We start from the raw sequence: 24423 nt of genomic DNA on the forward strand, positions 1-24423 counted from the left end.
GCGGGCTCGCGTGCCCACCCCACAAGCAAAATATTGAGTTGTTGTGGAACAGGCATCTTGCCTGTTCTTAACAATAGTGCGGGCTCGCGTGCCCACCCCACAAGCAAAATATTGAGTTGTTGTGGAACAGGCATCTTGCCTGTTCTTAACAATAGCGATCGGGAGTGAGTTATTACCGATCGCCCTTTTGTTTAGCAATTAAAGCTTTAGCTTGCTGCCACAGAGATTCTAACTCTTCTGGGGCATAATCTGACAAAGGTCGATCGCACGCAGCCTCTACCTTCGCAAACCGCTGCACAAAGCGATCGTTTGTTCCTTGCAAAGCAGCCGACGGATCTAAATCGTACCAGCGAGCTAATTGAATCAACACAAACATAATATCTCCCAATTCCGACTGCTGCGCTGCTTTATCCTCGTGTTTGAGAGCGTGTTCAAATTCTGCCATTTCCTCGTGAAATTTATCCCAAACGCCCTCTACACTGTCCCAATCAAAACTCACTTCCGCAGCTTTTTGAGAGATTTTCATCCCGGCGGCAATCGGCGGCAAAGTGCTGGCATAACGGCTCATTTTCGAGGCTAAAGTTGGCGGCTTTTCCGCAGTTGTGCCTTTTTCTGCTGCTTTGATTTTTTCCCAGTTTTCGTTGACTTCATCCACGCTGTTGAGTTCGACATCGCCGAAGACGTGGGGATGTCGCCGAATTAGTTTTTCTGTAATGCCCGCAGCTATTTCGGCGAAGGTAAACTGATTGGATTCGCTGGCAATTTGAGCTTGCAGAATTACCTGTAACAGTAAGTCGCCCAATTCTTCGACGATCGCATCTTTATCTCCTTTGCGAATCGCGTCGGCGGTTTCATAAGCTTCTTCGATGATGTGAGGAATTAGAGTTTGGGGAGTTTGAGCTAAATCCCAAGGACATCCGCCGTCGGGTGATCGCAATTTAGCCACAACTTCTATAAGTTCTTGGAGTGCTGTGAGCGATCGACTTTCAGAATTAGACATAATAATTTACCTTTTAGATTTGCTGGAAGTGCGGCGGGGAGGTTGGCGTTTGCGCCTCTTAATTGTCCCAGTAGGGCGCAACCCGCTCAATCCTTTCTTTTTGAATCTTTTGTAAGCCGAGCCGCCCCAATCGCTCAGATAGTGGCTCATCGCGCCCAATTCTAGACCGATGTAAACGGCTAAAATTTCGATGTGGTGTTCCCAGATCGATCGCCCGTAACTCAAAACCACATCCTGCCAATTCCAGCCGAAGTTTCCGACTTTTTCGGCAATTGCCAATCCCACGATTCCGAGAACCGCGATCCAGATAGCAAGGTACAAGATTCGCAAAGCAGTGCCGATCAGAGGGCCGTGGGACAAAAAAGAGCGGTGGCGCAGGCTTTTTTGGTACGGGAGCCAAATCGCTTTGAACCATCCCCAGCGCTGATACTGGCAGGAGTAGATATCCAAGTCGGGGCCAAACATCAGCCCGCCGAATAAGAAACTGCCGGAAACGAGCAAAGTCAGGTTGCTGCTGCTCGTCTGGCCAAAGGTGAAGGCTGCCACAGCGGGCAAACTCCACAGGGTTATTTGATCGTGGGTGCGGCCAGAGGGCATTTAAAGTTTAGGATTTTTTTTACTTGATCTTTCTGAGTTACTGTGATATGATAAATCCCGGTGAGTGCAATTGGGTGATTAGCTCAGTGGTAGAGCGCCTGCTTTACACGCAGGATGCCGTAGGTTCAAATCCTACATTACCCATCCGATAACTCAATATCAACAGTTTCAGCCGTTTTTAGCCGTCAAGCCGAGAACGGCTGTTGCTGTTGAGGGTTGACTGTTGAATTGGGTGACAGAAAACAATGGGATACAAGCCTCCCCCTTTTAGGGGGACTTTTGGTTCTGAATTTCTCCGAAGAGGATTTTGAATAAATGCAGTGCTGTTTGTTCAGACTTGCTCTACAATTGTTTTATGTTAAATCTCACCTACGAGTACAAGCTCATTCCTACCGATACGCAACGCCAAACTTTCGACCAGTGGCTCAATATTTGCCGCAAGGTCTATAACTTTGCATTGCGAGAACGAAAAGATTGGGTTAATTCTCGTAAGTGTGATATCAACTCGTGCAGCATTAAGCAGGAATACATTATCCCTGCTGAGGCACCGCGTCCAACCTTTGCAGGCCAATGCAAATCATTGGCCCAAGCAAAGAAGTTAATTCCTGAGTTGAAACTGCCTCACACCCATGTCTTGCAACAGGCGTTGCGCCAATTAGAGGCAGCGTTTGTGGCGATGTGGGAACGAGGACACGGTTTTCCTAGATTCAAAAAGCGGATGCGCTCATTTGTGTTTCCTCAATTGAATCTAGAATCCGTTAAACGGTTTGATGGTGCCGATTGGGTCAACCTACCCAAGATTGGGTTAGTTAAAATGCACCTGTCGCGTCCAATTCCTCAAGGGTTTGATGTCAAGCAAATTCGTGTTATTAAGAGGGCTTCTGGCTACTATGTCATGCTCACTTTGCAATGTGATATCAAAGTACCTCAAGCCTCACCTTCAGGACATGGATTAGGGATTGATTTAGGGTTAAAACATTTTTTGGCAACTTCTGATGGTGAATTGATTGATAGACCTCGATTCTTTGTGGATGGACAACGCAAGCTGAAATTGCTGCAACGTCAACTCAAGCGTAAGAAAAAAGGCTCTAGAAAGTTTCGTCAAATTCATCACCAAATAGCCTTGCACCACGAATACATCTCGAACAGTCGCTCATACTTTCATTTCAAGACCGCTCATCATTTATGCAACGCAGCCCACACAGTATTTGCTGAGGATTTGAACCTCAAAGCAATGTCAGCCGGAAGGCTGAGCAAGCACACGCTTGATGCAGGGTTTGGTCAGTTCCTGAATATATTGAGCCATGTTTGCTTTAAGCGAGGTGCATACTTCGCAAAAGTAGACCCCAACGGAACAAGTCAAACCTGCCCATTATGTCAAACCCATACAGGTAAAAAAGAGTTATCCCAACGAGTGCATAAATGTCAAACCTGTGGCTATGAAACAAATCGAGATGTTGCAGCCGCGCAAGTAGTATTGCAGCGTGGATATACAGCGGTTGGGCAAAACGAGCGTGAATTTTGGGGAGGGCAAGCTACATGAGTAGTCCCAATGAACCAAGAATCCCTGCTCATAAGAGGACAGGGAGTTGTCAAGACTAAATTTAACATTCTGTGGCGGATGTCTCAAAAGTTGGCACCCCATGCTAGAAAATTAATTTATTGATTTTCTTTTTTAGAACCCTGTATATGAAGCCTAAAATAACTAGCCCGATCGCGTGGCAGCAAGCTGAACTGCTCATGCAGCCAGCGATGATCCGAGTGCTCGATAACATCCGCAAACAATTAGAGGAGTCAGTTTGGACGGGTACTTATCAAGAAGTGCAGATTCCCATTCCGGGCTATCAACTAATTTTAGAGCTTCAAGGCGAGCAGAGATGTGTCGATATTTGGGAACTTTGCTATCGAGTCTGCTTTGTCAACTACCAGCCCGCCCACAGTCAAATCCAAAGCCAAGAAGTTGTAATTGATACTAGCTTGATTGATGATGAGACTGGCGATGTAGATTGGAATCGGCTTGATGCTAAAGCCAGCCAATTAATCCAAGAAATATTCGCTAATTTGGGCAAATAGTCAGTTGTCAGTTGTCAGTTGACAGTTGACAGTTGTCAGTTGACAGTTGACAGTGGTGAGCTTTCCAGCCAACAGCCAACAGCGAACAGTCAACAGCCAACAATTAACAGTCAACAGCCAACAATTAACAGTCAACAGCCAACAGCGAACAGTCAACAGCCAACAATTAACAGTCATCAGTCAACAATTAACAGTCAACAAAATCTTATGATTCAGCAATTGCACGACATTCAAGCAGCGACAGGTGCTACTTTTGCAGAGTTAACAACCAAAGAAATTGTGCCAGTCAGTTTTGGTAACGACGCAGAAGCGATCGCAGCAACTAAACAAGGTGTGGCTTTGTACGATCGCACTCACTGGGGACGCATTCAAATCTCAGACAGCGATCGCCTGCGGTTCTTGCACAATCAAAGTACCAATAACTTTAATATACTCAAACCCGGTCAAGGTTGCGACACCGTTTTCGTGACTTCCACCGCCCGGACGATCGACCTCGCCACCGCTTACGCTACAGAAGATGCCGTACTGCTGCTAGTCTCAGCCAACCGCCGCCGCCAACTACTGGAATTGCTCGATCGCTATATTTTCCCAATGGATCGCGTCGAGTTAACAGATTTAACCGATACAACTGTTGCTTTCAGTTTCCTCGGCCCGGAAAGCACTCAACTATTAGAAAAAATGGGAGTTACCGAGCTCGAAAATCAACCTTACGCTACTCACAAATTGATAAAAATCCCGCCTCTTTCCCCCCCTTACCAAGGGGGGGATGAAGGGGGGGTTCGAGTTGCGGTGGGTAGCGGTTTAGCAACTCCCGGATACACGTTAATTGCGCCAGCAAGCGATGCAGCTAACTTGTGGCAGGAATTAGTCAAAGCTGGGGCCGTACCGATGGGCGATCGAGTTTGGGAACAACTGCGAATCGAACAAGGACGCCCCGCCCCCGATTTTGAACTCACAGACGATTACAACCCCCTAGAAGCCCGCCTTTTACACACGATTACCTATGACAAAGGCTGCTACATCGGTCAAGAAACAATTGCCCGGTTGAACACCTACAAAGGAGTCAAACAGCAACTTTGGGGCGTGCAGTTGAGCGGTGCGGTTGAACCCGGAACAGCAGTCACAATCGGAGAGGAAAAAGTCGGCAAACTCACCAGTTTTACGGAAACTGAATCCGGCTTTTTTGGTCTGGCTTACATCCGAACAAAAGCCGGCGGCGAAGGACTGAAAGTGCAAGTCGGATCGGTGTCAGGGGAAGTAGTAAATGTACCTTTCTTGAGTTCGTAGTTGCGATCGGTAGGCTGTTGAGGCCGCAGCGCCAAAAACTTTTTTGTTGAGGTTGATTTGGCAATGATGCTAACACCATAAATTGACACCAAGTCCTATCTTTAGATAGATTTGCCAACAAACAACAGCAATTATTCTGTATAACAGTCGTCACAGAAAAAACAGAGTTTTTCAATGAAAAAGTTTACATCGCGCTTAGTTACAAATTGCCTGCGAGTAGGAATAATCTTGGCTGTAGGAATAGCGCTGATTTTTAGCTCCGAATTGGAAGTTACGGGTCACAAAATGCAAGCGATCGCTACACATTTAACCCCTGAAGCTAAGTCTTACGAAGTTGCCCGTCCCGCTCGGCAGCCAACAAGCGATACAGAGAAGGATGCCACGGGTGTACTTGACAATATCCGAGAAAAGCTGAATCTCGACCAACCCATTGCCCCCAGTACCAAAAAATTTATAGAATCGGTAAAAGATAACGTGGGCGAAGCAGTTACGCCGGGACAGGAAGCAGTAGAAAAAGCGGCAGAGCGAGGCAGCAGCGATCGAGCCAACTAATTCAATCGCATCCAGTTTTCAAATATAAAATTCTTAGTCCCTCTCTGCTGGGACGAAAGATTGTGTAGTAGCGATTTCAAGCCGAATCATGGAAGCGATAACGAACCCGGATGTGATTGTTCATATTGGCACTTCAGGTTGGAGTTACGACCATTGGGAAGGTGTGCTTTATCCCCACCAGCTACCGCCTCGCTCTAGGCTCGATCGCTACATCCAGCACTATCAAACCGTCGAAGTTAATAGCACCTACTACCGCTGGCCACCAAACACTACCTTCGCTAACTGGCGAGAGCGCCTCCCCCAAGGATTTCTGATGACCGTAAAAGCGCCCCGTGGTCTAACGCACTCCAAGCGTCTTTACTCCCCAGAAAAGTGGTTGGAACGCATGAGTGAGGGACTTCAATGCCTGGGTTCACGATTGGGTATTCTGCTCGTCCAGCTTCCTCCCCAGTTCGGCTGCGATTTGGCCCGCCTAGCCTACTTTCTAGAACAGATGCCCTCCTGGATCAAAGTAGCTGTCGAATTCCGACATCCAAGCTGGCACACAGCAGAGGTATTTTCGCTGCTAGAACGCTCAGGAGCGGCTTACTGTGTGATGAGCGGCGCCCACCTTCCGTGTATCCTGCGCGCAACGGGTTCATTCGTCTATGTGCGCCTTCACGGCCCCGACCCCAACAATCTCTACGGCGGCTCCTACTCGGATGATGATTTGCATTGGTGGGCCGATCGCATCCACGAGTGGGAAAGTCAGGGGCGAAGCGTGTTCGTCTACTTCAACAACGACGGAGAGGGAAATGCAGTGAGGAACGCTTCAAAGCTAAAAACTTTTGTGGAGAATGGTAGTTCCTGACAGAATCTAATTGAGACTGTTTCCATTCTTTTGGGCGCATTCAAAAACGCTTCGCAGTTCCCTGAAGCTGAATTAGAAATCGCAGGTGGCGTTCGTCTAGGTTATTGTTTGACGATCGCACTCACCCCGAACGCGCACATCCAACTCAATATCACCCAGCACAAGCCGATCGCATTCAACTCAACATCACGATCGCACTTTTGCTTCCATTTCAAACAAATCCCGTAGGGTGCGCTTGACCGAAAGGAAACAGATTGAGTCGAGGGGGGATATTATTCCCCGCCCCTCTCAGTTAGATCTGGGCGTGCGACTTTCACCGCACCCAGCTCCCGATGTTCTTGGCTTTTGCCTTTGCTCATGTGGAGATAATCGTGGCAGCTTTCGTGAACCGCTAGAAGGTTGTTTATTTTCCAATTACTATGGTTACTGTCTACATGATGTAGATGCACCTTTTCATCGCCTAGCATTTTTAAGCCACATTTTCCACATTTATGGTTTTGCCGTTTTAAAGCTTTAGAGGTGTTACCGTCATAGAGCTTGCTGTTACGCTCACTCCAGTAGGCTATATCTCCGTCGTAGGGGGATTTCTCTCCTTTGACATTGATAAATTTGTTTTCGGAGTGAGGAACCGCCGGGAACGCCTTTTCTACCAGTTTCCTGGCAGTATAGCGGTTCTGTTTTGATTCCTTGTTAAATACCTTGAAGGCTCTATTGTCGAGGAACCACAGCGAGAACCGTGACCCATTTAACTTACAGTAGCGATGGTAGTTTCTCCAACCTCTAACTACAGGGGCTAATTTCTTAGCTTTGACCGTGGCTCCATAATTCGAGTTGTTGACGATGTGTTTTACCTTCTGACGAAACGCTTTAAAATTGTCCGCTGATGGAACGCATCTAAATTTCCCGTTGTTTTGCACTTTGAAATGCCAACCGAGGAAGTCAAATCCATCTGTCGTAGCAGTTAGCTTGGTTTTCTTTTCACTAACCTTCATGCCTCGTTCTGCCAGAAATTTGCTGACTTTATCAAGTATTGCCTCCGCATCATCTTTAGGTTTCAGAATTATTACCATGTCATCCGCGTAACGGACTGATTGATGTATTTCCTCAATCCCATTGAGAGCAATATTGGCTAATAATGGACTAACCACACCCCCTTGTGGGGTTCCTTGTTCTGGAAATCCTGGATTGACTCCTGCTTTTAGACAGCGGAATATTCCGGTCTTGATGCCTCTTGGGGCGATGAGTCGTTCCATTATGCTGGTGTGGTTTATCCTGTCGAAGCATTTTTCGATATCGAGCTCGATAACTCGTTTTTCTATTCCGTTGCAACAAGAGCGTAGATTGTTGAACAGAATTTTTTGCGCGTCATGCGCCGACCTTCCTGTTCTAAATCCATAACTCCTAGCGTGGAAAGTTGCTTCGTGCGCTGGCTCTAGCGCGTATTTTGCGAGGCATTGCCAAGCTCTATCGGCGATAGTCGGTATCTTAAGGAGGCGGGTACTCCCATCCTTTTTAGGGATTGGTATTGAACGTAACTTCTGATGTTTCCAGTTGTTACTTTTGGCTCTGACTTCTTCACTCAGGGCAAACCTTTCCTCAAATGTGAGTGAGGCTTTTCCATCGATTCCCGCAGTCTTTTTGCCAGCATTTAGTTGAGTTACTTGACGTATCGCCAACATTCTTGCAGCCCGAGATTTCAGAATTAGCTTTTGAAGGGACTTCGCTTTCGGCTTGTCTCCAACCTGAATCGCTTTAAACACTCGTTTTTGTAGGCGAAATAAATTACGGCGGAATTTCTTCCACGGTAACGTCTTCCAAGATTCACTAACATTGCTGTTGTGTCTAATCATGCTCTGCTCTAACTTATGTTTTCTGAACACCTCAGACCAATTACGGTCTGTCCTACCCGAACTAAGGGAGTTCCGCTGCTCGTCTAGCCTACTTGGAGTTCGACTTCCCCTTGACCCTCAGCTCGTTTTTCTTCGTTCCCTCGGTTAGATTGATTGTTCCTTTAGGTGGAGCCATTTTAACTACTGGATTCCCTGGACTCTTGCCGATATTATTTCGATATTCGGCGGGAATAATTTCCAGTGGAGTCGGGTGGTTGGTCTGTGTCCCGCTCCGGAGTAAGTTACTTTTCTAGGCTCTGTTTTCACCATCGGAACTCCCCATTAACGCCAGTGTCACCCCACATTGGATGTCTGATTGCGTCCTGTTCCCAGCTTCACTCTCCAAGAATCGAGCTTGGTCGGTGTGGGCAGATAGGGAGTCATACCTGAGTCTGGTAGAAGGGGCTTGCACCCTTATCAGACCGAGAGTTCAGCCTTGTGGCTGGAAACGCTATGTACGGACTGATTACCGTGATTCACGTTTCAACGAATCGCACCGAAATACTCCGTCAGTTTCTCGATGCGATCATTAAACACTTTGTAGCGGTGTTTGAAGTACAGTTCCACATTCCCTCGCTGTTCCCACAATCCCAGCAAGTTGATGGCAACCTCTGAGTAATGGACTCTCACATCCCGCTGCACTTCGGCTATCCGTTCCTCAATTAGTCGAGTCGTAATTCCAATTTTAGAGAATGAGTGAAGAAACTTTAAAAATTTATAGACAGACTGAAACCGCCTTGCAATGCTGTATCAGCCATCCGCTACAGACAGGACTTTTCCACGCAAGCGTTGTTTTTTGGACGCTTGCTACACCAACGCCAAACTCTAACTTAACTGCTTCTAGCCAAATATACACTTGATTGTGGTTATAAGTCCCTCTAAAGAATTATGTGTATATTCTCCTGAAGACAGATGATAGCAGCGACCTAGGCAAATAACATACAAAGTGTACAGAGTTATTAGGTAATCTAAAGGCATAATTTAAAAGCAGTCTATTTGCGCCTTGTAGGAAAGACATTCGACTTACCCACTTGTCCAAGCTAAACAAAGTGGCAGTATGTGGCGTACTCTTGTGCCTTACTTCAGGCTAATGACTGCTTGATATTTGATACTTAATTAAGTTTACCTGATTTCTTCTTTCTCTGTTCTACCTGTCAGACCCTAATTACCCTGGTGTTATAAGTACCTCTAAAGAATTGTTTGTAGATTCTCCTGAATACGGAGGATAGCAGCGACCAAGGGAAATAACATCAACGCCTACAGAGTTATTGGGGAATCTCAAGCCAGAATTAAAAGCACTCTATTTGCCCCTTATAGGACATACATTCGGCTTACGCACCGGCCAAAGTTGAACAAAGTTGCAGTAGGTCGCGTACCCTTGTGCCTTACTTCAGGTTAATGACCAATTGAGCTTTGATTCTTAATTAGGTTTACCTGATTTTTTCTTTCTCTGCTCTATCTGTCACACCCTAATTACCATGTGGTAATACGCTTCTTTGTAGATGGCACAAAGGATACCAGAAATTTTCGCAGTTTGAGACATTTGTGTTGCTTGTAGGTCATTGGGTATACCCAGACTGACCAATTTTCATTTTACCTTATCAAACTTATTTAAGAAGTCTCATGGTTAACTTACTCAGACCGCCCAGTGTTTCTTCAAGTTCTCGCTTCGGTATTGTAACTGGTTTGTGGAGGCAACAGTCTCTTTACGACAGGAGGGCGCTTAAGACTGGTATCGTCCATTTCGGGCCAGGTCGTTTTTTTAGGGGGCATCTTGCCTACATTATACATAACTATCTTGCACAGAAGGATTCCCAAGAGCAGAGATGGGGGATTTGTGGGGTTAGCCTTAAGAGTCAAGAGACCATTACTAGGCTGAAACCGCAGAGATTTCTTTACACTTTGACCAAACACTCTAGTTGCGCTAAAAATCGTGAGGAAGCGGAAGTTATAGGTTCTATTAGGGAAATAGTTAATGGTAGAGAAAAGTGCGAGTATGTGCTTGAAAAGATGGCGTCTCCCTCTGTGCATCTGGTGACTCTTACTATTACTCAAGGAGGCTACCATCTAGACAAGAGTTTTAATCTCGACACAACGAATGAAGACATCGCACACGATTTGCAAAATCCTTCCACTCCAACTACTGCAATTGGCTTTATCGTAGAGGCGCTGCGGCGACGACGCGATCGCAAAATGACCCCCTTCACCACACTTTCTTGCGACAACCTCCCAAGAAATGGGGAGATCCTGCGAAAAGCAGTGCTAGCTTACGCTGAAGAGATCGATCCTCAACTTGCAGAATACATCAGGGATAACGCCACGTTCCCTAATTCAGTGGTAGACAGGATTGTGCCTCAAGAACAGGAATCCGACTATAACTACCCCAGCCGACTGTTGCAAGTTCGCGATCGCGCACCCATTGTAACCGAACCATTTTGGCAGTTTGTCGTGGAAGACAAATTCACAGGCGATCGCCCCAAGTGGGAAGATACGGGGGTGATTATGACTAGCGACATCACTCCCTTTCTGTATATGAAGTCCAGATTCTTGAATGCAGTACACTCCTTCATAGCCTGCTTAGCTGTAAGAGCAGGTATAGAGTATATGCACGAGGCGATCGCCCTACCGGAATTCCAGTTGTTTACTCGGCATCTCATGGACGATATCACAGCAGCAACACCAGTGCCTCGCCAGATGTGCGAACAATATAGGGAGCAGGTGTTACTAAGGCTAAGTAACGAGGATCTTCCCGATACTACTGAGAGAATCTCTTCAGAAACAGCGAGGAAAGTAGGCAAGTATATATTTCCGATACTTGAGGATGCTTATAGCCGAAAAGTCAGCATGAAGCGGATTATACTTCCTGTTGCAGCGTGGCTTCTTGCAGTCAGAGAGGAGGCGAGCGAGTCTGGTCAGCCCTATCATGCCAAGGATACCCAAAGCGCAATTACAGCGATTCAAGAAGGCGCACTAATTAGCGGGATTCTGGGATTGGAGAATTGCGAACAGACAGAGCTCGTAGATAATGAATGCCTCCAAGCTTTGCGAGATCTCCAGACCCAAGGACTATTGACTACGCTTAAAAATTACAGTGAGGGAGGTCTTTTGAATGAAACCGTTTCAGCATGATTTGGTGGTGCTTTTCGATCATGACGGAACTGTCGTTGATAGTGAAATCATCGCACTTGAGAGCGCGTGGAGGCTGACAAATGAAGTGGCTCGTGAGTTCCGTGGCGCTCAACACTATGAGCTTGAGGACTTTGTTAAAAGCTTCGCCGGGAAACCCTACAGGGAAATACTCAAAAAGATTTACCCAGACTCATTAACCAGTCTTAATGAGCGGGATATTGACAGGCTAGTCGCTGAAGAAGAAAAGAGAGCGATCGAACGGCTTACTATAGAGGCAAAAGCGACGGAAGGAACGCCCCAAGTGCTGTCTTCCCTGCGCGACGACGGATTTGAATATGCGCTAGTAAGTAACAGCAGCTTACAGCGGCTGAGTGCTTGCCTTTGTGCTGCTGCCCTGACCGACTATTTCCCAAGCGAGCAGGTATTTAGCGCTCACGACTCTCTCCCGGTTCCGCGTCCCAAGCCACTTCCTGACATCTACCTATATGCAGTGAAATGTCTGGACGCACAAGTTTCCGATTGCGTGGCAATTGAAGATTCTATCAGTGGGATAAGGGCTGCCGTTGCCGCTGGAATTGGGCAGATTATCGGTTATGTAGGGGGAACTCATATCAGCGAGGATGAACGAAGCAGCCGTGCAGATGCTCTTGAGTCGGCTGGTGCCCACCAAGTTATCGAGCGGATGCACGATCTGATCGGGCTATTATCAGCAATCCCAGTGTAAGGACAGGGGGCATCAGGCGATCGCTTGATGCCCTTAGTTAGGATAGTGAAAAATGGCGTTGCTGAATATCAAGAATTCTGGGCCATCGAACGCTTCACCTTATGAATCCAACCTTGGCTCAGACTCAACACCTGCGAATAAGACAAGTCCGTATCTAACACCAAATCAAACACAGACGGCTTAACTAAACGGGGAAACCATCGATGGAATAGCCTTCCTATCGTCAACCGCAAGAAAAACTCAACCACCAACAACTTCGTGCGAGGAAACGAATAATTTGATAACTCTTGCAAGGCATGGGCATCCGGGACTCGCTGCTGTGAAAACTGCGGCAAAACCTTCCCCCAATCATCCCCATACTGGTCCAACAATTGTCCCAAAATCAGCACATCTTCTAACGAAGAATTACACCCCTGCCCAATCGAGGGAGACACCGCATGAGCAGCATCGCCAATCAGCAACACACTATCGCCCTCATGAAAGCGATCGCAGCGTACCGTTAGCACCTTTGCCACTGGACGCTTCAACAACGCTTCCGCTTCTTCCCACGACATCAACTGACCAAACAGCGGGAAATTTTCCTCAAAAAATGCCTTGATTTCTTCTTTCGTGGATAATCCTTCTAGGGGATTAGTCTGTGCATCAAAAATAATCACGCCATTCAACTGATCTCCTAGCTGGGGTACCATCAGCATCCGGGTTTTATTATTCAAATTCCAGGCATGGATTTTATTCCGTTCTAACTCCACTCCAGCAGTCGGATTGAGCCGACTTAAAAACACAGATTTATAGGCATCTGGAACATAGCTTTGGGAACACGGCAAGCCTGCATTCTCGACTAAATAGTCTCGAATTTGCGATCGCGCCCCATCAGCACCCACCAGTAGATCGTAGTGAACGGTAAAGCTATCTCCTTCTGAAGGTTTCAACCTTACGGTTTTAGCCGTTGCATCCACAGCCGTACATTCACAGTTGAAATGTACTTTAACCTGATTCGGACTAGAGGTTTCGGTTAATTGCTTCAACAGAATCGTCACGAGGCGATTGCGATCGATTGTGAGAACCGGATTTTCGCGAGGAATCCGTCGGGCTTTGCCCTTTTTCCGATAAATAATCGTCCCGTGACAGAACACACTTTGAGCGGCGATCGCCTCCTCTAAGCCAGCAATGGCTCGAATGGCTTTTCTGCCTCGTTCCTGAAGCGAGAGCGGAAATGTGCGGTTTCCAGAAACATCAGTCAACCGAGGATCGGGACGACGTTCATAGATATCAATATGGTAGTTGCCCCGACGCCATAAATAATGTGCCAGTAGCAGTCCAGCCGGACCCGATCCAATGATCACAACGTTTTGAACCATAGGGGTTTACTGAATAGGATGAGTTGATGTACCCAACTTTATTATGCTTCCCCCCAGAACCCCGACTTCTGAATCACATTGATTCAGGGCAATCAGGGTTTCAACAAAGAAGTGGGGGTCTGGGTTGTCTTTTCATCTGCGATCGGCAACCCCTGAAAAGTTAGATCTTCTCAAGAATAGCTTGGGCGACAACTTCATCGGCGATCGGTTTTGCGATCGACTTGCCATGCAGATCCGCCAAAATAGAGTCCACCTTTTTCAACCATCCTGCCATACTGATAATCAGCCGTCATCACAAGGTCATACATTAAGATGAACAGCAATACCAGCACAGACTCAACAATCAAGCTGAATCAAGCATCCCTGTCTCTTTTACCTGGAAACGTTCGCGTACCCAAGTACGATCGCCATCAAATTACTAATGGAATTGTGCATATTGGGGTTGGTGGATTTCATCGATCGCACCAAGCACTCTATCTCGATGATTATTTCCATCAGAATCCTGGTAGTGACTGGGGAATCTGTGGGGTTGGATTGCTTGACAATGACTATGACAGGCGAATACGGGATGCCCTTCAACCCCAAGATTGTTTGTATACCTTAGTTGAGCGATCGCTAGAAGGCGATCGCGCTCGGATCATTGGTTCAATTACTCGATATCTATTTGCACCAGACAATCGTCAAGCAGTTATTGAAGCATTAGCAGATCCCCAATGCCGAATTGTTACTCTAACGATCACTGAAAGCGGCTACTACTACATTGAAGGAAGTGGCAATTTCGATGTCAACCACCCGACGATGCAGCACGATTTGCAACATCCTGACCAACCAATTGGGACATACGGTTTTTTGACAGCCGCACTCTCCAAGCGGCGTCAACAGGGGTTGGCACCCTTTACAGTCTTATCCTGCGACAATATCCAGGGCAACGGCAACATGGTGCGGAAAATGCTAACAACATTTGCCCAAATGCGCGATCGGGATTTAGGAAGTTGGATTGCTGAACACGTTGCGTTTCCCAACTGCATGGTCGATCGCATTACTCCGCTGACAACCCCAGCAGATATCCAAATGGTGGCCCAACAGTTTGGTATTGATGATGCGTTTCCATGCGTCGCGGAACCTTTCACCCAGTGGGTAATCGAAGATACCTTTTGTGCAGGCAGACCCGATTGGGAATCCCTTGGCGTACAGATGACTAAGGATGTTCATCCCTATGAAATGATGAAAATTCGGCTGCTTAATGCCAGCCATATGCTGATAGGCTATCTCGGCTCTCTGGCAGGTTATAACTACGTTTATGAAGTCATGGCTGATCCCTTATTTGTGCAAGCAGTCGCTAACCTGATGGATGAGGTGACACCAACGCTTCAACCCGTTCCTGGGATTGATTTAGACGATTATAAAAAGACTTTAATTGAACGGTTTTCCAATCCCAAAATTCGCGATCAGCTTCCACGCCTGTGCCTGAATGGATCGGCCAAAATTCCTAAGTTTGTTTTGGGTTCGATCCGCGATAAATTAGAACTTGGAGGTGCGATCGATTACCTAAGTTTGACGATCGCTGCTTGGTGTCGATACATCAATAGTCATGATGAACAAGGGCAACCTATTCCCATTGATGACCCATTAGCAGACATCCTCACTCAACGCGCCAGTTTGAGTGAATTAGATCCCAGACCATTACTGGGCCTATCTGAAATTTTTGGAGATTTAGTACAGTCGCCACGTTTCGTTGAGGCTGTTGGTGACCAGTTGCGTAGTTTGCATGAGTTTGGTGCTAAAGGAACGCTAGCCCGATTGTTGTAGGCAGCATCCGCCTCGGTAAGGAAACTTATTTGACACTGCTACGGCTGCACTACGTTAGGAATGAGAATTAAATAACTTACAATGCGTGATGGTTCTTGTGGGATGGGCGTCCCGCCCGTCCAGAAAGGGCGGGCGTCCCGCCCAACCCATACTCCCCACTTTCAAGAGTGTAAATTATTTAATTCGCGATCCTTAAAGCCGTGGGATTCTCGCGTCTAGCCCAGCTCTATGTCTACGAGTGCAAAGGGAAATTCAGCCGCCAATACAGCGCAATATTTATTGATGTCATTCTTGCCTATCTTCCCTCTGGCCAAAGCATCTATCTTAAGGCTGATTCTCCTCAGTGAGTAACTCAGGTTCAATGGAGAAGACCGTGTATGCAGACGGATGAATCTTCATGAAGCGCGACGCCACAGGCAAGTTTGTTAGCAATTGGAACTCGGAGACGAAACAACGAGTGAGCGTATCTCTGACTAATACAGCATGGCGATCGCTCGATAAAGAGGCTCACAGGCGAGGAATTTCTCGCTCTGAAGTCATTGAACGCTTTGCCCGCACTCTTACTCTTGAAGGCGAACAGTTGTTCCCTGTCCAAGAAACGGAGGGCAATGTGGCAACAATTCTGGAAAGCATTACGGATGCTTTTGTCGCCTTCGATCGCGACTGGCGCTACACTTACGTGAATCGGGCGGCGGCTCAAATCCTGCACAAAACACCAGAAGAGCTACTGGGAAAGCACGTTTGGAATGAGGTTTTTCCTGAGCTGGTTGGTGCAATTCCCTATCGAGAACTCCATCGGGCAATGACGGAACAGGTTCCTGTTTCCTGGGAAGAATTTGGGGAATCTGTCCAGCGTTGGATAGAGGCGAAGGCCTATCCCTCGACGGCAGGAGTAGCAGTTTATTTTCGCGATATTACAGAACGCAAGCAAGCAGAGGCAGAACGAGAACGGTTATTGCACGAGCTGGAAATTGAACGCGCCCGATTTGAAGCCGTTTTACGACAAATGCCTGCGGGTGTAATGATTGCCGATGCAGCATCTGGTAAGTTGGTTCTGGCGAACGAACAAGCTAAGCAGATTGTTGGATATGGCTACGAACAATCGCTTAAGCTTAACGAGTATGATCCCGTCGTTTCATACATTCCACTTCGTTCTAATGGTCAGCCCTATGCCCATGAAGATATGCCCTTAGCGCGATCGCTAAAAACAGGTGAGGTCGTTACAAACGAGGAGATGGAAATTGATCGAAATGATGGTAGCCGCATTTTCATTAACGCCAACTCAGCACCGATTTTAGATAAGCAGGGGCAGATTGTTGCAGCCGTTGTTATCTTCCAAGACTTGACGGATTACAAACAAGTTGAACAGTCATTACGAGAGAGCCAAGAACGCCTGCAATTGGCATTAACGGCGGCTCAGATGGTGGTCTGGGATATGGATTTGCCGACCAATCAGGTAGTGTGTTCTGCTAATGCTCTAGACGTTTGGGGTTTTCATGAAGGCACAGGAGAAGGCTTTTTTGCGCTCATTCATCCAGACGATCGACAACGGGTGATCCAAGCGGCTCAAGGGGCAATTGCTGGACAACAGTCCTATGTGCAGGAGTACCGGGTAATTAGTCGGGACGGAGTTGTGCGCTGGCTCAACAGTCAGGGACAAGTCTATCTGGATGCAACGGGGCGAGGAGTTCGCATGGTTGGCGTTTCGGTTGACATCACAGAACGCAAACAGATCGAAGCAGAGCGCGATCGCCTTTTAAAACGAGAACAATCTGCCCGACGGTCAGCAGAAAGCGAACGCAAGCGGTTGCATGACATCCTGATGCAATTGCCGGCCATGATAGGAATTGTTAAAGGTCCCGATCTTGTGTATGAATTTGCCAATCCCACCTATCAGCAAGGGGCTGGGCGCACTCCAGACATGATCGGGAAATCAATGCGGGATGTTTTCCCGGAACTAGAGGGGCAAATTTACTTTGATGTCATTGAGCGCGTTTACCGGACGGGAGAAACATTTATTCGGAATGAATCGCCTGCTTACTGGGATAAAAACGGTGATGGTGTGTTGGAAGAGGGATTTTTCAACTGCATCTGTCCGCCTTGGCGGGATGCAGAGGGAACCATTCAAGGCGTGTTGATTTATAACGTTGAAGTGACAGCCCAGGTGCGGGCAAGGCAACAAATTGAACAACTGCTCAAGAACCTCCAGCAGAAAGAAGAAATTCAACAATTCCTAATCGAATTGAATGAGGGGATTCGTGCCATTCAAGACTCGAAGGAAATTATGTGGCGGGTGGTTTGTGCTACAGGGCAACACTTTAGTGTCACTCGCTGTACCTACGGCGAAATTGATCCAACGCAGGAATATGTCATTGTCGATCGCGATTATTGCAATGGTGTAATCAGCGTGGTGGGTAGACATCACCTAGATTCGTTTGGCCCAGAACTCATTGCTGAATTAAAGCAGGGCAGAACAATTGTCGTGGATGATGTCGATCGCGATCCTCGGACTGCCGGATCGGGGGCGGCTGCCTTTGACGCAATCCAAACCAAGTCTCTGCTATGTGTTCCATTGGTGAAAGAGGGGAAATTTGTCGCATTGTTGGTGTTGCACCATGTCTCTGTTCGCCACTGGACGGAGGAAGATGTGGTGCTGATGGAGCGAATTGCTGAAAAAACCTGGCTAGCCGTGGAGCGGGAGCGGGCAGAAGAGGAATTGCGAGAAAGTGAAGCTCATCTGCAACTGGCGCTGAAGGTCGGACGCATGGGAACGTGGGACTGGGATATGCAGACCGATGCCTTGCTTTGGTCAGAAGGACATTTCATGGTACTCGGTCTGCAACCCAATGAGTCCGAACCCTGCTATGAGGTTTGGGCAAATCGGGTTCATCCTGATGACCTAGCACAAACCAATGCAAAACTTCAGCAAGCCATAGCAGAGAAGAAGGAGTATCACCATGAACATCGCCTGCGTTGGCCTGATGGCTCGATTCACTGGGTTGAAGCCAGAGGACAGTTTACTTATGATTCTCAGGGAAATCGCAAGCACTCGATCGGAGTTGTCATTGATATCACAGAACGCAAGCAAGCAGAAGAGGCGTTGCGTCAAGCCCTACAAAAGCTCAACTTCCATGTTGAAAACTCTCCAATGGCAGTCGTTGAATGGAATCGAGACTTTCAAATCATTCGGTGGTCTGCTGGTGCAGAGCGCATTGTGGGCTGGAAAGCCGAAGAAATTCTAGGCAAATCTTTAACAGAGGTACCTTTTGTCTTTGAGGAAGACCTCGCATCGGTGACTGAAGTCTGCCAACGGCTGGTCTATGGTGAAGAACCCCATATTTTTTCATACAACCGCAATTACACGAAAGATCGCAACATTGTGCATTGCGACTGGTATAACTCCAGTCTCAGGGACGAATCGGGACGGATGATTTCGGTGCTATCGCTGGTGCTGGATGTGACGCAGCGCAAGTATGCAGAACAAGAACGAGAACAACTGTTAGAACGCGAGCGCCTCGCACGATCCGAAGCCGAAGCCGCACAGCGCCAACTGGAAACCATCTTTGAAACATCACCCATTGGACTTGCTCTGTTAGATTCCGAGCAGCGATTTATTGCTATTAACGAAGCATTAGCAGAAATTAATGGATTAACCCGCGAGCAACACTTAGGCTATTCAATTCCAGATATTTTTGGTCAGTCCGATCCAAAATTAGTTGAAGTCTTCCATCAGATTTACGCCACAGGGAATCCTTTCATTTCACCGAATTTTGCGGTGAATGTTCCCGGACGCTGCGATCGCCGTCCCGGTTACTACAACGTTTACTATCTTCCAACTGTTAACTCAAATGGTCAGGTCGAAGGCATTCTCGTGTATGTGGTAGATGTGACGGAACGGGTGCAGTTAGAGCTTGCCCAACGCTTTCTCTCTGAGGCAAGTGCGGTGCTGGCATCCTCACTCGATTATCAAACTACTTTGGAGCGAGTCGCGCAGCTTACAGTGCCGGAATTAGCTGACTGGTGTACGGTTCACATGATAGAAGAGGATGGTGCGATCGAGCAGATTGCTGTTGCTCACATCGACCAGGCTAAACTGGAATGGGCATATCAGATTAGAGACAAGTATCCGCTGAACCCGGATGACCCTCGCGGTGGTGCATACACCTTGCGAACTGGGCAATCTGATTTCGTGCCGGATATTCCCGATGAACTATTGGTACAGGCAGCGCGTGATTCAGAGCATTTAGAGATGCTGCGGCAGGTTGGATTCAGCTCTGTAATGACGGTGCCACTAAGGACTCAGGCACGAATTCTAGGGGTCATTTCCTTTATCTGTGCCGAATCTGGACGACGGTATACCTCAGCAGATTTGCAACTGGCAGAGGAATTGGCGCGTCGTGCTTCCTTGGCGATCGACAATGCTCAATTATACCGATTGGCTCAACGCGATCGCGCAAAAGCAGAAGCCGCTAACCGAATTAAAGACGAATTCTTGGCTGTGTTGTCCCACGAGTTGCGATCGCCCCTCAATCCGATTCTGGGCTGGACAAAATTGCTACGAGGTGGGCGACTCGATGCCACAAAAACCCAGCAAGCCCTGGAAACGATCGAACGCAACGCCAAGCTGCAAGCTCAATTAATTGAGGACTTGTTGGATGTCTCGCGCATTCTGCAAGGAAAAATGACCTTAAACGTCGCGAGTGTGAATCTAGCAGCAACGATTGAAGCCGGTCTGGAAACGGTACGACTGGCAGCCGAAGCCAAACACATTCAAATCCAGACCAGGTTTAATCCTATTTCAGGAACGGTTTCAGGTGATACGAATCGCCTCCAACAGGTAGTCTGGAACCTCCTTTCCAATGCTGTGAAATTCACCCCAGCCGGAGGACGAATCGAGGTGCAACTAGAGCAAGTTGGCACCTATGCTCAGATTCAAGTCAAAGATACTGGAAAAGGCATCAGTCGAGACTTCTTACCCCATGTGTTTGACTACTTCCGTCAAGAAGATGGCACAACGACTCGACAATTTGGCGGATTGGGATTGGGGCTGGCGATCGTCCGTCATTTTACCGAACTGCATGGAGGAACGGTTCAAGCAGACAGCTTAGGACAGAACTTAGGGGCTACATTTACCATCCAGCTACCGTTAAACATCGTAGAGGCGGAACCCTCTTCTGATGACAAGCACCGAGAAAGTGCGACAGACTTAGCAGGTATTCAGGTCTTGGTTGTGGACGACGATGCAGATATGCGGGATTTGGCAGCATTCAGCCTAATGCAATCTGGCGCACAAGTTACGACAGCCGCTTCCGGTGCACAGGCGTTGACTCTCCTAAATCAATCTGTCCCCGATCTGCTGTTATGTGACATTGGGATGCCAGAGATGGATGGTTATGCCCTGATTCGGCAAATTAGAAAGTGGTCACCTGAACAGGGCGGCACGATTCCTGCGATCGCACTTACTGCCTATGCTGGAGAAATCAATCAGCAGCAAGCCTTAGCAGCAGGATTTCAGATGCATATCTCCAAGCCTGTTGAACCTGATGAATTGGTAAAAGCGATCGCCCGTTTACTGAGACACTAAATGATTTGAGGATTAGCTATCATGCTGCTTGGCATAGATTTAGGAACAGGCTCTGCTAAGGCATTGCTCCTAGCGACAGACGGAACCACTATAGGTGAAGCATCAACATCCTATCCTGTTCATGCACCCCAACCTGGATGGGCTGAGTCGGAACCAGAAGATTGGTGGTTAGCTGTTGCCTCGGCTGTTAGGAAGGCAGTGGGAAATCATGCCGATCGAGTACAGGCGATCGGACTTTCAGGGCAAATGCACGGTGTTGTCCTAGCTTCGGAGTCTGGTCAGCCCCTGCGCCCTGCTATCCTCTGGGCAGATACTCGCTCTAGTGCCACGCTTAACACTTATCATTCGATCGATGCGGCTATTCTAGAGCGCTTGGGCAACCCGATTACGGCTGGAATGGCCGGCCCCACTTTGTTGTGGCTACGAGAACACGAGGCTAATGTTTACACCGAAGCGCGTTGGGCACTCCAGCCCAAAGATTGGCTGCGGTTACGGATGACAGGAGAAGTCGCAACGGAACCATCTGATGCTAGCGGTACTTTGCTTTACGATGTTGTGTCGGATAACTGGGCTGGGGATGCAATCTTAGCCCTGAATCTACGTGGTGATTGCTTACCAAAAATTATCCCCTCTAGTGCGATCTCCGGCTACCTAACAACTATTGCTTCAGAGCATCTTGGCTTAAGAGTTGGCTTACCCGTTATTGCTGGTGCGGCGGATACGGCAGCGGCGGCACTTGGTAACGGACTACTAGAGCCTGGTTTGGTTCAACTAACCATAGGCACAGGCGCTCAAATCATTACACCTCGATCGCAACCAATTATCGATCGTCATGGTCGTACCCATCTCTATCGAACCGCCCTCCCTAACCAGTGGTACACCCTTGCAGCAATGCAAAATGCCGGGTTAGCGCTTGAGTGGGTGCGAGGTATCCTCGGCTTAAGCTGGCAGGAAGTCTATACTAAAGCATTTTCTGTTCCCCCAGGATGTGAAGGGTTGACATTTTTGCCCTACCTCACGGGTGAGCGAACTCCACACCTTGATCCATATATACGTGGGGCATGGGTGGGGCTGGGACTTCATCACACACAGGCGCACTTGATGCGGGCAGCTTTAGAGGGAGTTGCTTTTGCCTTGCGACAAGGTTTTGAGGCACTTGAGGCAACAGGTTTTAAAGCGACAGAACTGCGTTTAGCTGGCGGTGGAACTGCAGAAATGCCTTGGAAACAATTACTGACCGATGTATTGAGAATACCCCTCTATGCAACTACAGTTGCTGCGGCTTCTGCGCGTGGTGCTGCTCTACTGGCGGGTATAGGAATTGGCATATACGCAGATGCTAATGACACGCTCAAACTAACAGCCGCACCAACGCTTGCTGCCACTCCCCAATCAGTTGATCCAATCCTAGAAGAGGCTTGGTTTCGATATCAATCCCTTTATCCACGACTTAAAAAAATGTGATAGCAGTTATGCCTAAAGGAGGACGTGCTAGAAGCTAGCTACAAATTATTCTTAAGCTAAGACTGCTTAAGAGCAGCCAAATGAAATTACTAAGTTTACTACAAGAAGAGGTAGATATTACATGAATATATTAGCTGGAATTAAGCTACCAAAATCAGCCGAGGCCTCGGATGTATATATACGGTGTAATGAATCTGCATCTATAAACTACCAGGAAGATGACAAAAAAGTTGTTTTATCTCAGGGTGGTGTTGTCTCCTCAAATTCTTACTTTAATTCGTTTTACGAGAGATATTATACTCAATATACAACTCTTAGCTCTATCTACTACTTGCTGAAACTTGAAGGCGATTTTAAGGTTTCTGTTTACCGAGAATTTGATGGGCAAAAAAACAAAGAAATAATTTCTGAAGAAAGCTTTGAGAAATGTCAATTCTCTGATCCTGTAAAACTCTCACCAATAAATCTCCTTCAAGGCAAAAAAGCGGGCAGAATATATTTTGAAATAACTTGTTCTAGTGAACAGGGTGAATTTAAAGGGGCATGGATAGCAACTGATCAAAGTAAAACTAGAGAAGCATCCTTGGGGATTGTAATTTGCACTTTTAAAAAAGAGGACTTCATACAAAATACATTAAATGCAATTTTTCAAGATGAATTACTAGAAACCAAGGACTTTAAAGTATTCGTTGTTGATAATGGTAGAACTTTAGATGAAGCTGATTTTGGAAAGCCAAAACTGAGGCTAGTTCCTAATATAAATGCTGGTGGAAGCGGGGGCTTTACCAGAGGGTTGGTGGAAGCTTTAGAGGAAAAAAAATATTCTCACTTTTTGCTTATGGATGATGATATAGAGTTAGAAAGTGAATGTATTTATAAATTATTTCCTTTGTATGAATACGCCAATTCTGATTTTGCTGTAGCGGGTGGACTGCTAAATTTACAGAAAAAGCATATCTTGTATGAAGCAGGAGCATCGTACAACGCCTATTCTAAAACTAGAGGATTTGGGCCTGGGGCATTAATTGCTTTAAATTATAATATCGATTTACGAGATTCTAATTCTCTCAACAGGTTGCTCAAGGAAGAAGATGTAGACTATGGCGGATTTTGGTTTTTCTCTTTTTCTAAGGAACTTGTTGAACAAACTCAATTACCGCTGCCTTTATTTATCAAAATAGATGATGTAGAGTTTGGTTTAAGAATAAAAGAGTTGGGCAATAACATTGTAGCTTTTCCATCAATGGCGGTGTGGCATCAACCAGCCGCGGCCAAGAATGTAAATTGGGAAAATTATTATTATATCCGCAATGATTTAATAGCTTATTCCATCCATTATTCTCCAGAATATATGGCTGCAGTTGAGCATTTGACAAAAGTAATACTTCAGGCTTTAGCAAAATTTGATTATAATCATGTAGAGATGGTTGTAAAAGCTTTTGAAGACTATCTAAAAGGGCCAGATTTTATCAAAAATTCTGATCCAGAAACCTTTCACATGAGCATTGTAAACCTTAGTAAAAGCTATAATAACCAAAATGAGGTAGATAAATTAGCTGGTACTAACCTTTTGACTAGGTGGTTTAAAGTTGCTGCTGAAGGTATTAATGAATGGTCATCCGTAAGTGAAAAATGGAAAACTGCTTCAAAGGAGATGACATCTACTATATTTTGGCAGCAATACCTTGGGCTAAAGAAATAGAATTGACCGCCTCCACTGGTTAATGGTGGACAGCTTCCATCGCCAGCAACTCAACGATTCACAACAAAAGCGCCTTGGGATTAATTGTGGTAGTTGACACTCTCCCGTCACAGCGTAGGGCTGTTTCGGGGCAACCACGGGGAGTAGGGGTCGGATTGCCCCTACGGAAAATCAGGCTTTTGTAGTTTCGGGGCAACCACGGGAGGATTGCCCCTACGGAAAATCAGGCTTTTGTAGTTTCGGGGCAACCACGGGGGGATTGCCCCTACGGAAAACCAGGCTTTTGTAGTTTCGGGGCAACCACGGGAGGATTGCCCCTAGGCAAAACCAGGCTTTTGTAGTTTCGGGGCAACCACGGGAGGATTGCCCCTACGGAAAATCAGGCTTTTGTAGTTTCGGGGCAAC

Annotated in this window: 17 protein-coding genes and 1 tRNA gene; 14 read left to right on the forward strand and 4 right to left on the reverse strand. The window is 47.0% G+C overall.

The features are described from left to right. Positions 1–172 precede the first annotated feature (172 nt). On the reverse strand, positions 173–1000 hold the full coding sequence (gene mazG, locus QUB10_RS20340) for a nucleoside triphosphate pyrophosphohydrolase (protein ID WP_333204997.1): 828 nt from the start codon (positions 998–1000) through the stop codon (positions 173–175). A gap of 6 nt (positions 1001–1006) precedes the next feature. Then, the gene (locus QUB10_RS20345) at positions 1007–1597 is read right to left on the reverse strand and encodes a metal-binding protein (protein WP_333204998.1); all 591 of its coding nucleotides are present in this window, start codon (positions 1595–1597) and stop codon (positions 1007–1009) included. Between the two features lie 72 nt (positions 1598–1669). On the opposite strand from QUB10_RS20345, the gene QUB10_RS20350 reads away from it, so the two are divergent. The 7 genes from QUB10_RS20350 to QUB10_RS20380 all read left to right on the forward strand — a co-directional run bounded on the left by QUB10_RS20350 (position 1670) and on the right by QUB10_RS20380 (position 6359). After that, positions 1670–1741 (forward strand) — tRNA-Val (locus QUB10_RS20350). A 211-nt stretch (positions 1742–1952) separates the two neighbouring features. Beyond that, on the forward strand, positions 1953–3140 hold the full coding sequence (locus QUB10_RS20355; protein WP_333205000.1) for a transposase: 1188 nt from the start codon (positions 1953–1955) through the stop codon (positions 3138–3140). Between the two features lie 146 nt (positions 3141–3286). Then, complete coding sequence (locus QUB10_RS20360; RefSeq protein ID WP_333205002.1) at positions 3287–3670, forward strand: hypothetical protein; 384 nt, start codon at positions 3287–3289, stop codon at positions 3668–3670. A gap of 55 nt (positions 3671–3725) precedes the next feature. Beyond that, positions 3726–3881: a hypothetical protein gene (locus QUB10_RS20365; protein WP_333205004.1), complete on the forward strand. Its 156-nt coding sequence runs from the start codon at positions 3726–3728 to the stop codon at positions 3879–3881. After that, on the forward strand, positions 3878–4957 hold the full coding sequence (ygfZ, locus tag QUB10_RS20370) for a CAF17-like 4Fe-4S cluster assembly/insertion protein YgfZ (protein ID WP_333205005.1): 1080 nt from the start codon (positions 3878–3880) through the stop codon (positions 4955–4957). The genes QUB10_RS20365 and ygfZ overlap by 4 nt, the downstream gene beginning before the upstream one ends. Before the next feature lie 174 nt (positions 4958–5131). Next, positions 5132–5509 carry a hypothetical protein gene (locus QUB10_RS20375; RefSeq protein ID WP_333205007.1) on the forward strand — a complete coding sequence of 126 codons (378 nt, stop codon included), beginning with the start codon at positions 5132–5134 and terminating at the stop codon, positions 5507–5509. A gap of 88 nt (positions 5510–5597) precedes the next feature. Beyond that, positions 5598–6359, forward strand: a complete 762-nt coding sequence (locus QUB10_RS20380) for a DUF72 domain-containing protein (RefSeq protein ID WP_333205009.1) — start codon at positions 5598–5600, stop codon at positions 6357–6359. A 272-nt stretch (positions 6360–6631) separates the two neighbouring features. Here QUB10_RS20380 and QUB10_RS20385 read toward each other — a convergent pair whose 3' ends face one another. Next, a complete protein-coding gene (locus QUB10_RS20385; RefSeq protein ID WP_333205011.1) occupies positions 6632–8209 on the reverse strand; it encodes a reverse transcriptase domain-containing protein in 1578 nt (525 codons plus the stop codon). 492 nt (positions 8210–8701) lie between these two features. Here QUB10_RS20385 and QUB10_RS20390 point away from each other — a divergent pair, with 492 nt between their 5' ends. The 3 genes from QUB10_RS20390 (at position 8702) to QUB10_RS20400 (ending at position 12101) form a co-directional block, all read left to right on the forward strand. Further along, positions 8702–8863 (forward strand): hypothetical protein, encoded by a 162-nt coding sequence (locus tag QUB10_RS20390; protein WP_333205013.1) that lies wholly within the window; start codon positions 8702–8704, stop codon positions 8861–8863. Positions 8864–9871: 1008 nt separating this feature from the next. Next, positions 9872–11377, forward strand: a complete 1506-nt coding sequence (locus QUB10_RS20395; RefSeq protein WP_333205015.1) for a mannitol dehydrogenase family protein — start codon at positions 9872–9874, stop codon at positions 11375–11377. 4 nt (positions 11378–11381) lie between these two features. Beyond that, positions 11382–12101: an HAD family phosphatase gene (locus QUB10_RS20400; protein ID WP_333205017.1), complete on the forward strand. Its 720-nt coding sequence runs from the start codon at positions 11382–11384 to the stop codon at positions 12099–12101. A gap of 68 nt (positions 12102–12169) precedes the next feature. Here the strand turns inward: QUB10_RS20400 and QUB10_RS20405 are convergent, their stop codons facing one another. Next, positions 12170–13459, reverse strand: coding sequence for an NAD(P)/FAD-dependent oxidoreductase (locus QUB10_RS20405; protein WP_333205019.1), 1290 nt, complete (start codon positions 13457–13459; stop codon positions 12170–12172). 312 nt (positions 13460–13771) lie between these two features. On the opposite strand from QUB10_RS20405, the gene QUB10_RS20410 reads away from it, so the two are divergent. The 4 genes from QUB10_RS20410 to QUB10_RS20425 all read left to right on the forward strand — a co-directional run bounded on the left by QUB10_RS20410 (position 13772) and on the right by QUB10_RS20425 (position 24018). Next, positions 13772–15268 carry a mannitol dehydrogenase family protein gene (locus QUB10_RS20410; protein WP_333205021.1) on the forward strand — a complete coding sequence of 499 codons (1497 nt, stop codon included), beginning with the start codon at positions 13772–13774 and terminating at the stop codon, positions 15266–15268. A gap of 397 nt (positions 15269–15665) precedes the next feature. After that, positions 15666–20852, forward strand: coding sequence for a PAS domain S-box protein (locus QUB10_RS20415; protein WP_333205023.1), 5187 nt, complete (start codon positions 15666–15668; stop codon positions 20850–20852). 21 nt (positions 20853–20873) lie between these two features. Continuing rightward, positions 20874–22316, forward strand: coding sequence for a xylulokinase (gene xylB, locus QUB10_RS20420; protein WP_333205025.1), 1443 nt, complete (start codon positions 20874–20876; stop codon positions 22314–22316). Positions 22317–22437: 121 nt separating this feature from the next. Beyond that, complete coding sequence (locus tag QUB10_RS20425; protein WP_333205027.1) at positions 22438–24018, forward strand: glycosyltransferase; 1581 nt, start codon at positions 22438–22440, stop codon at positions 24016–24018. Positions 24019–24423 lie beyond the last annotated feature (405 nt).

Origin of the sequence: Microcoleus sp. B5-D4, assembly GCF_036705145.1 — a bacterium.
GTDB lineage: Bacteria > Cyanobacteriota > Cyanobacteriia > Cyanobacteriales > Microcoleaceae > Microcoleus.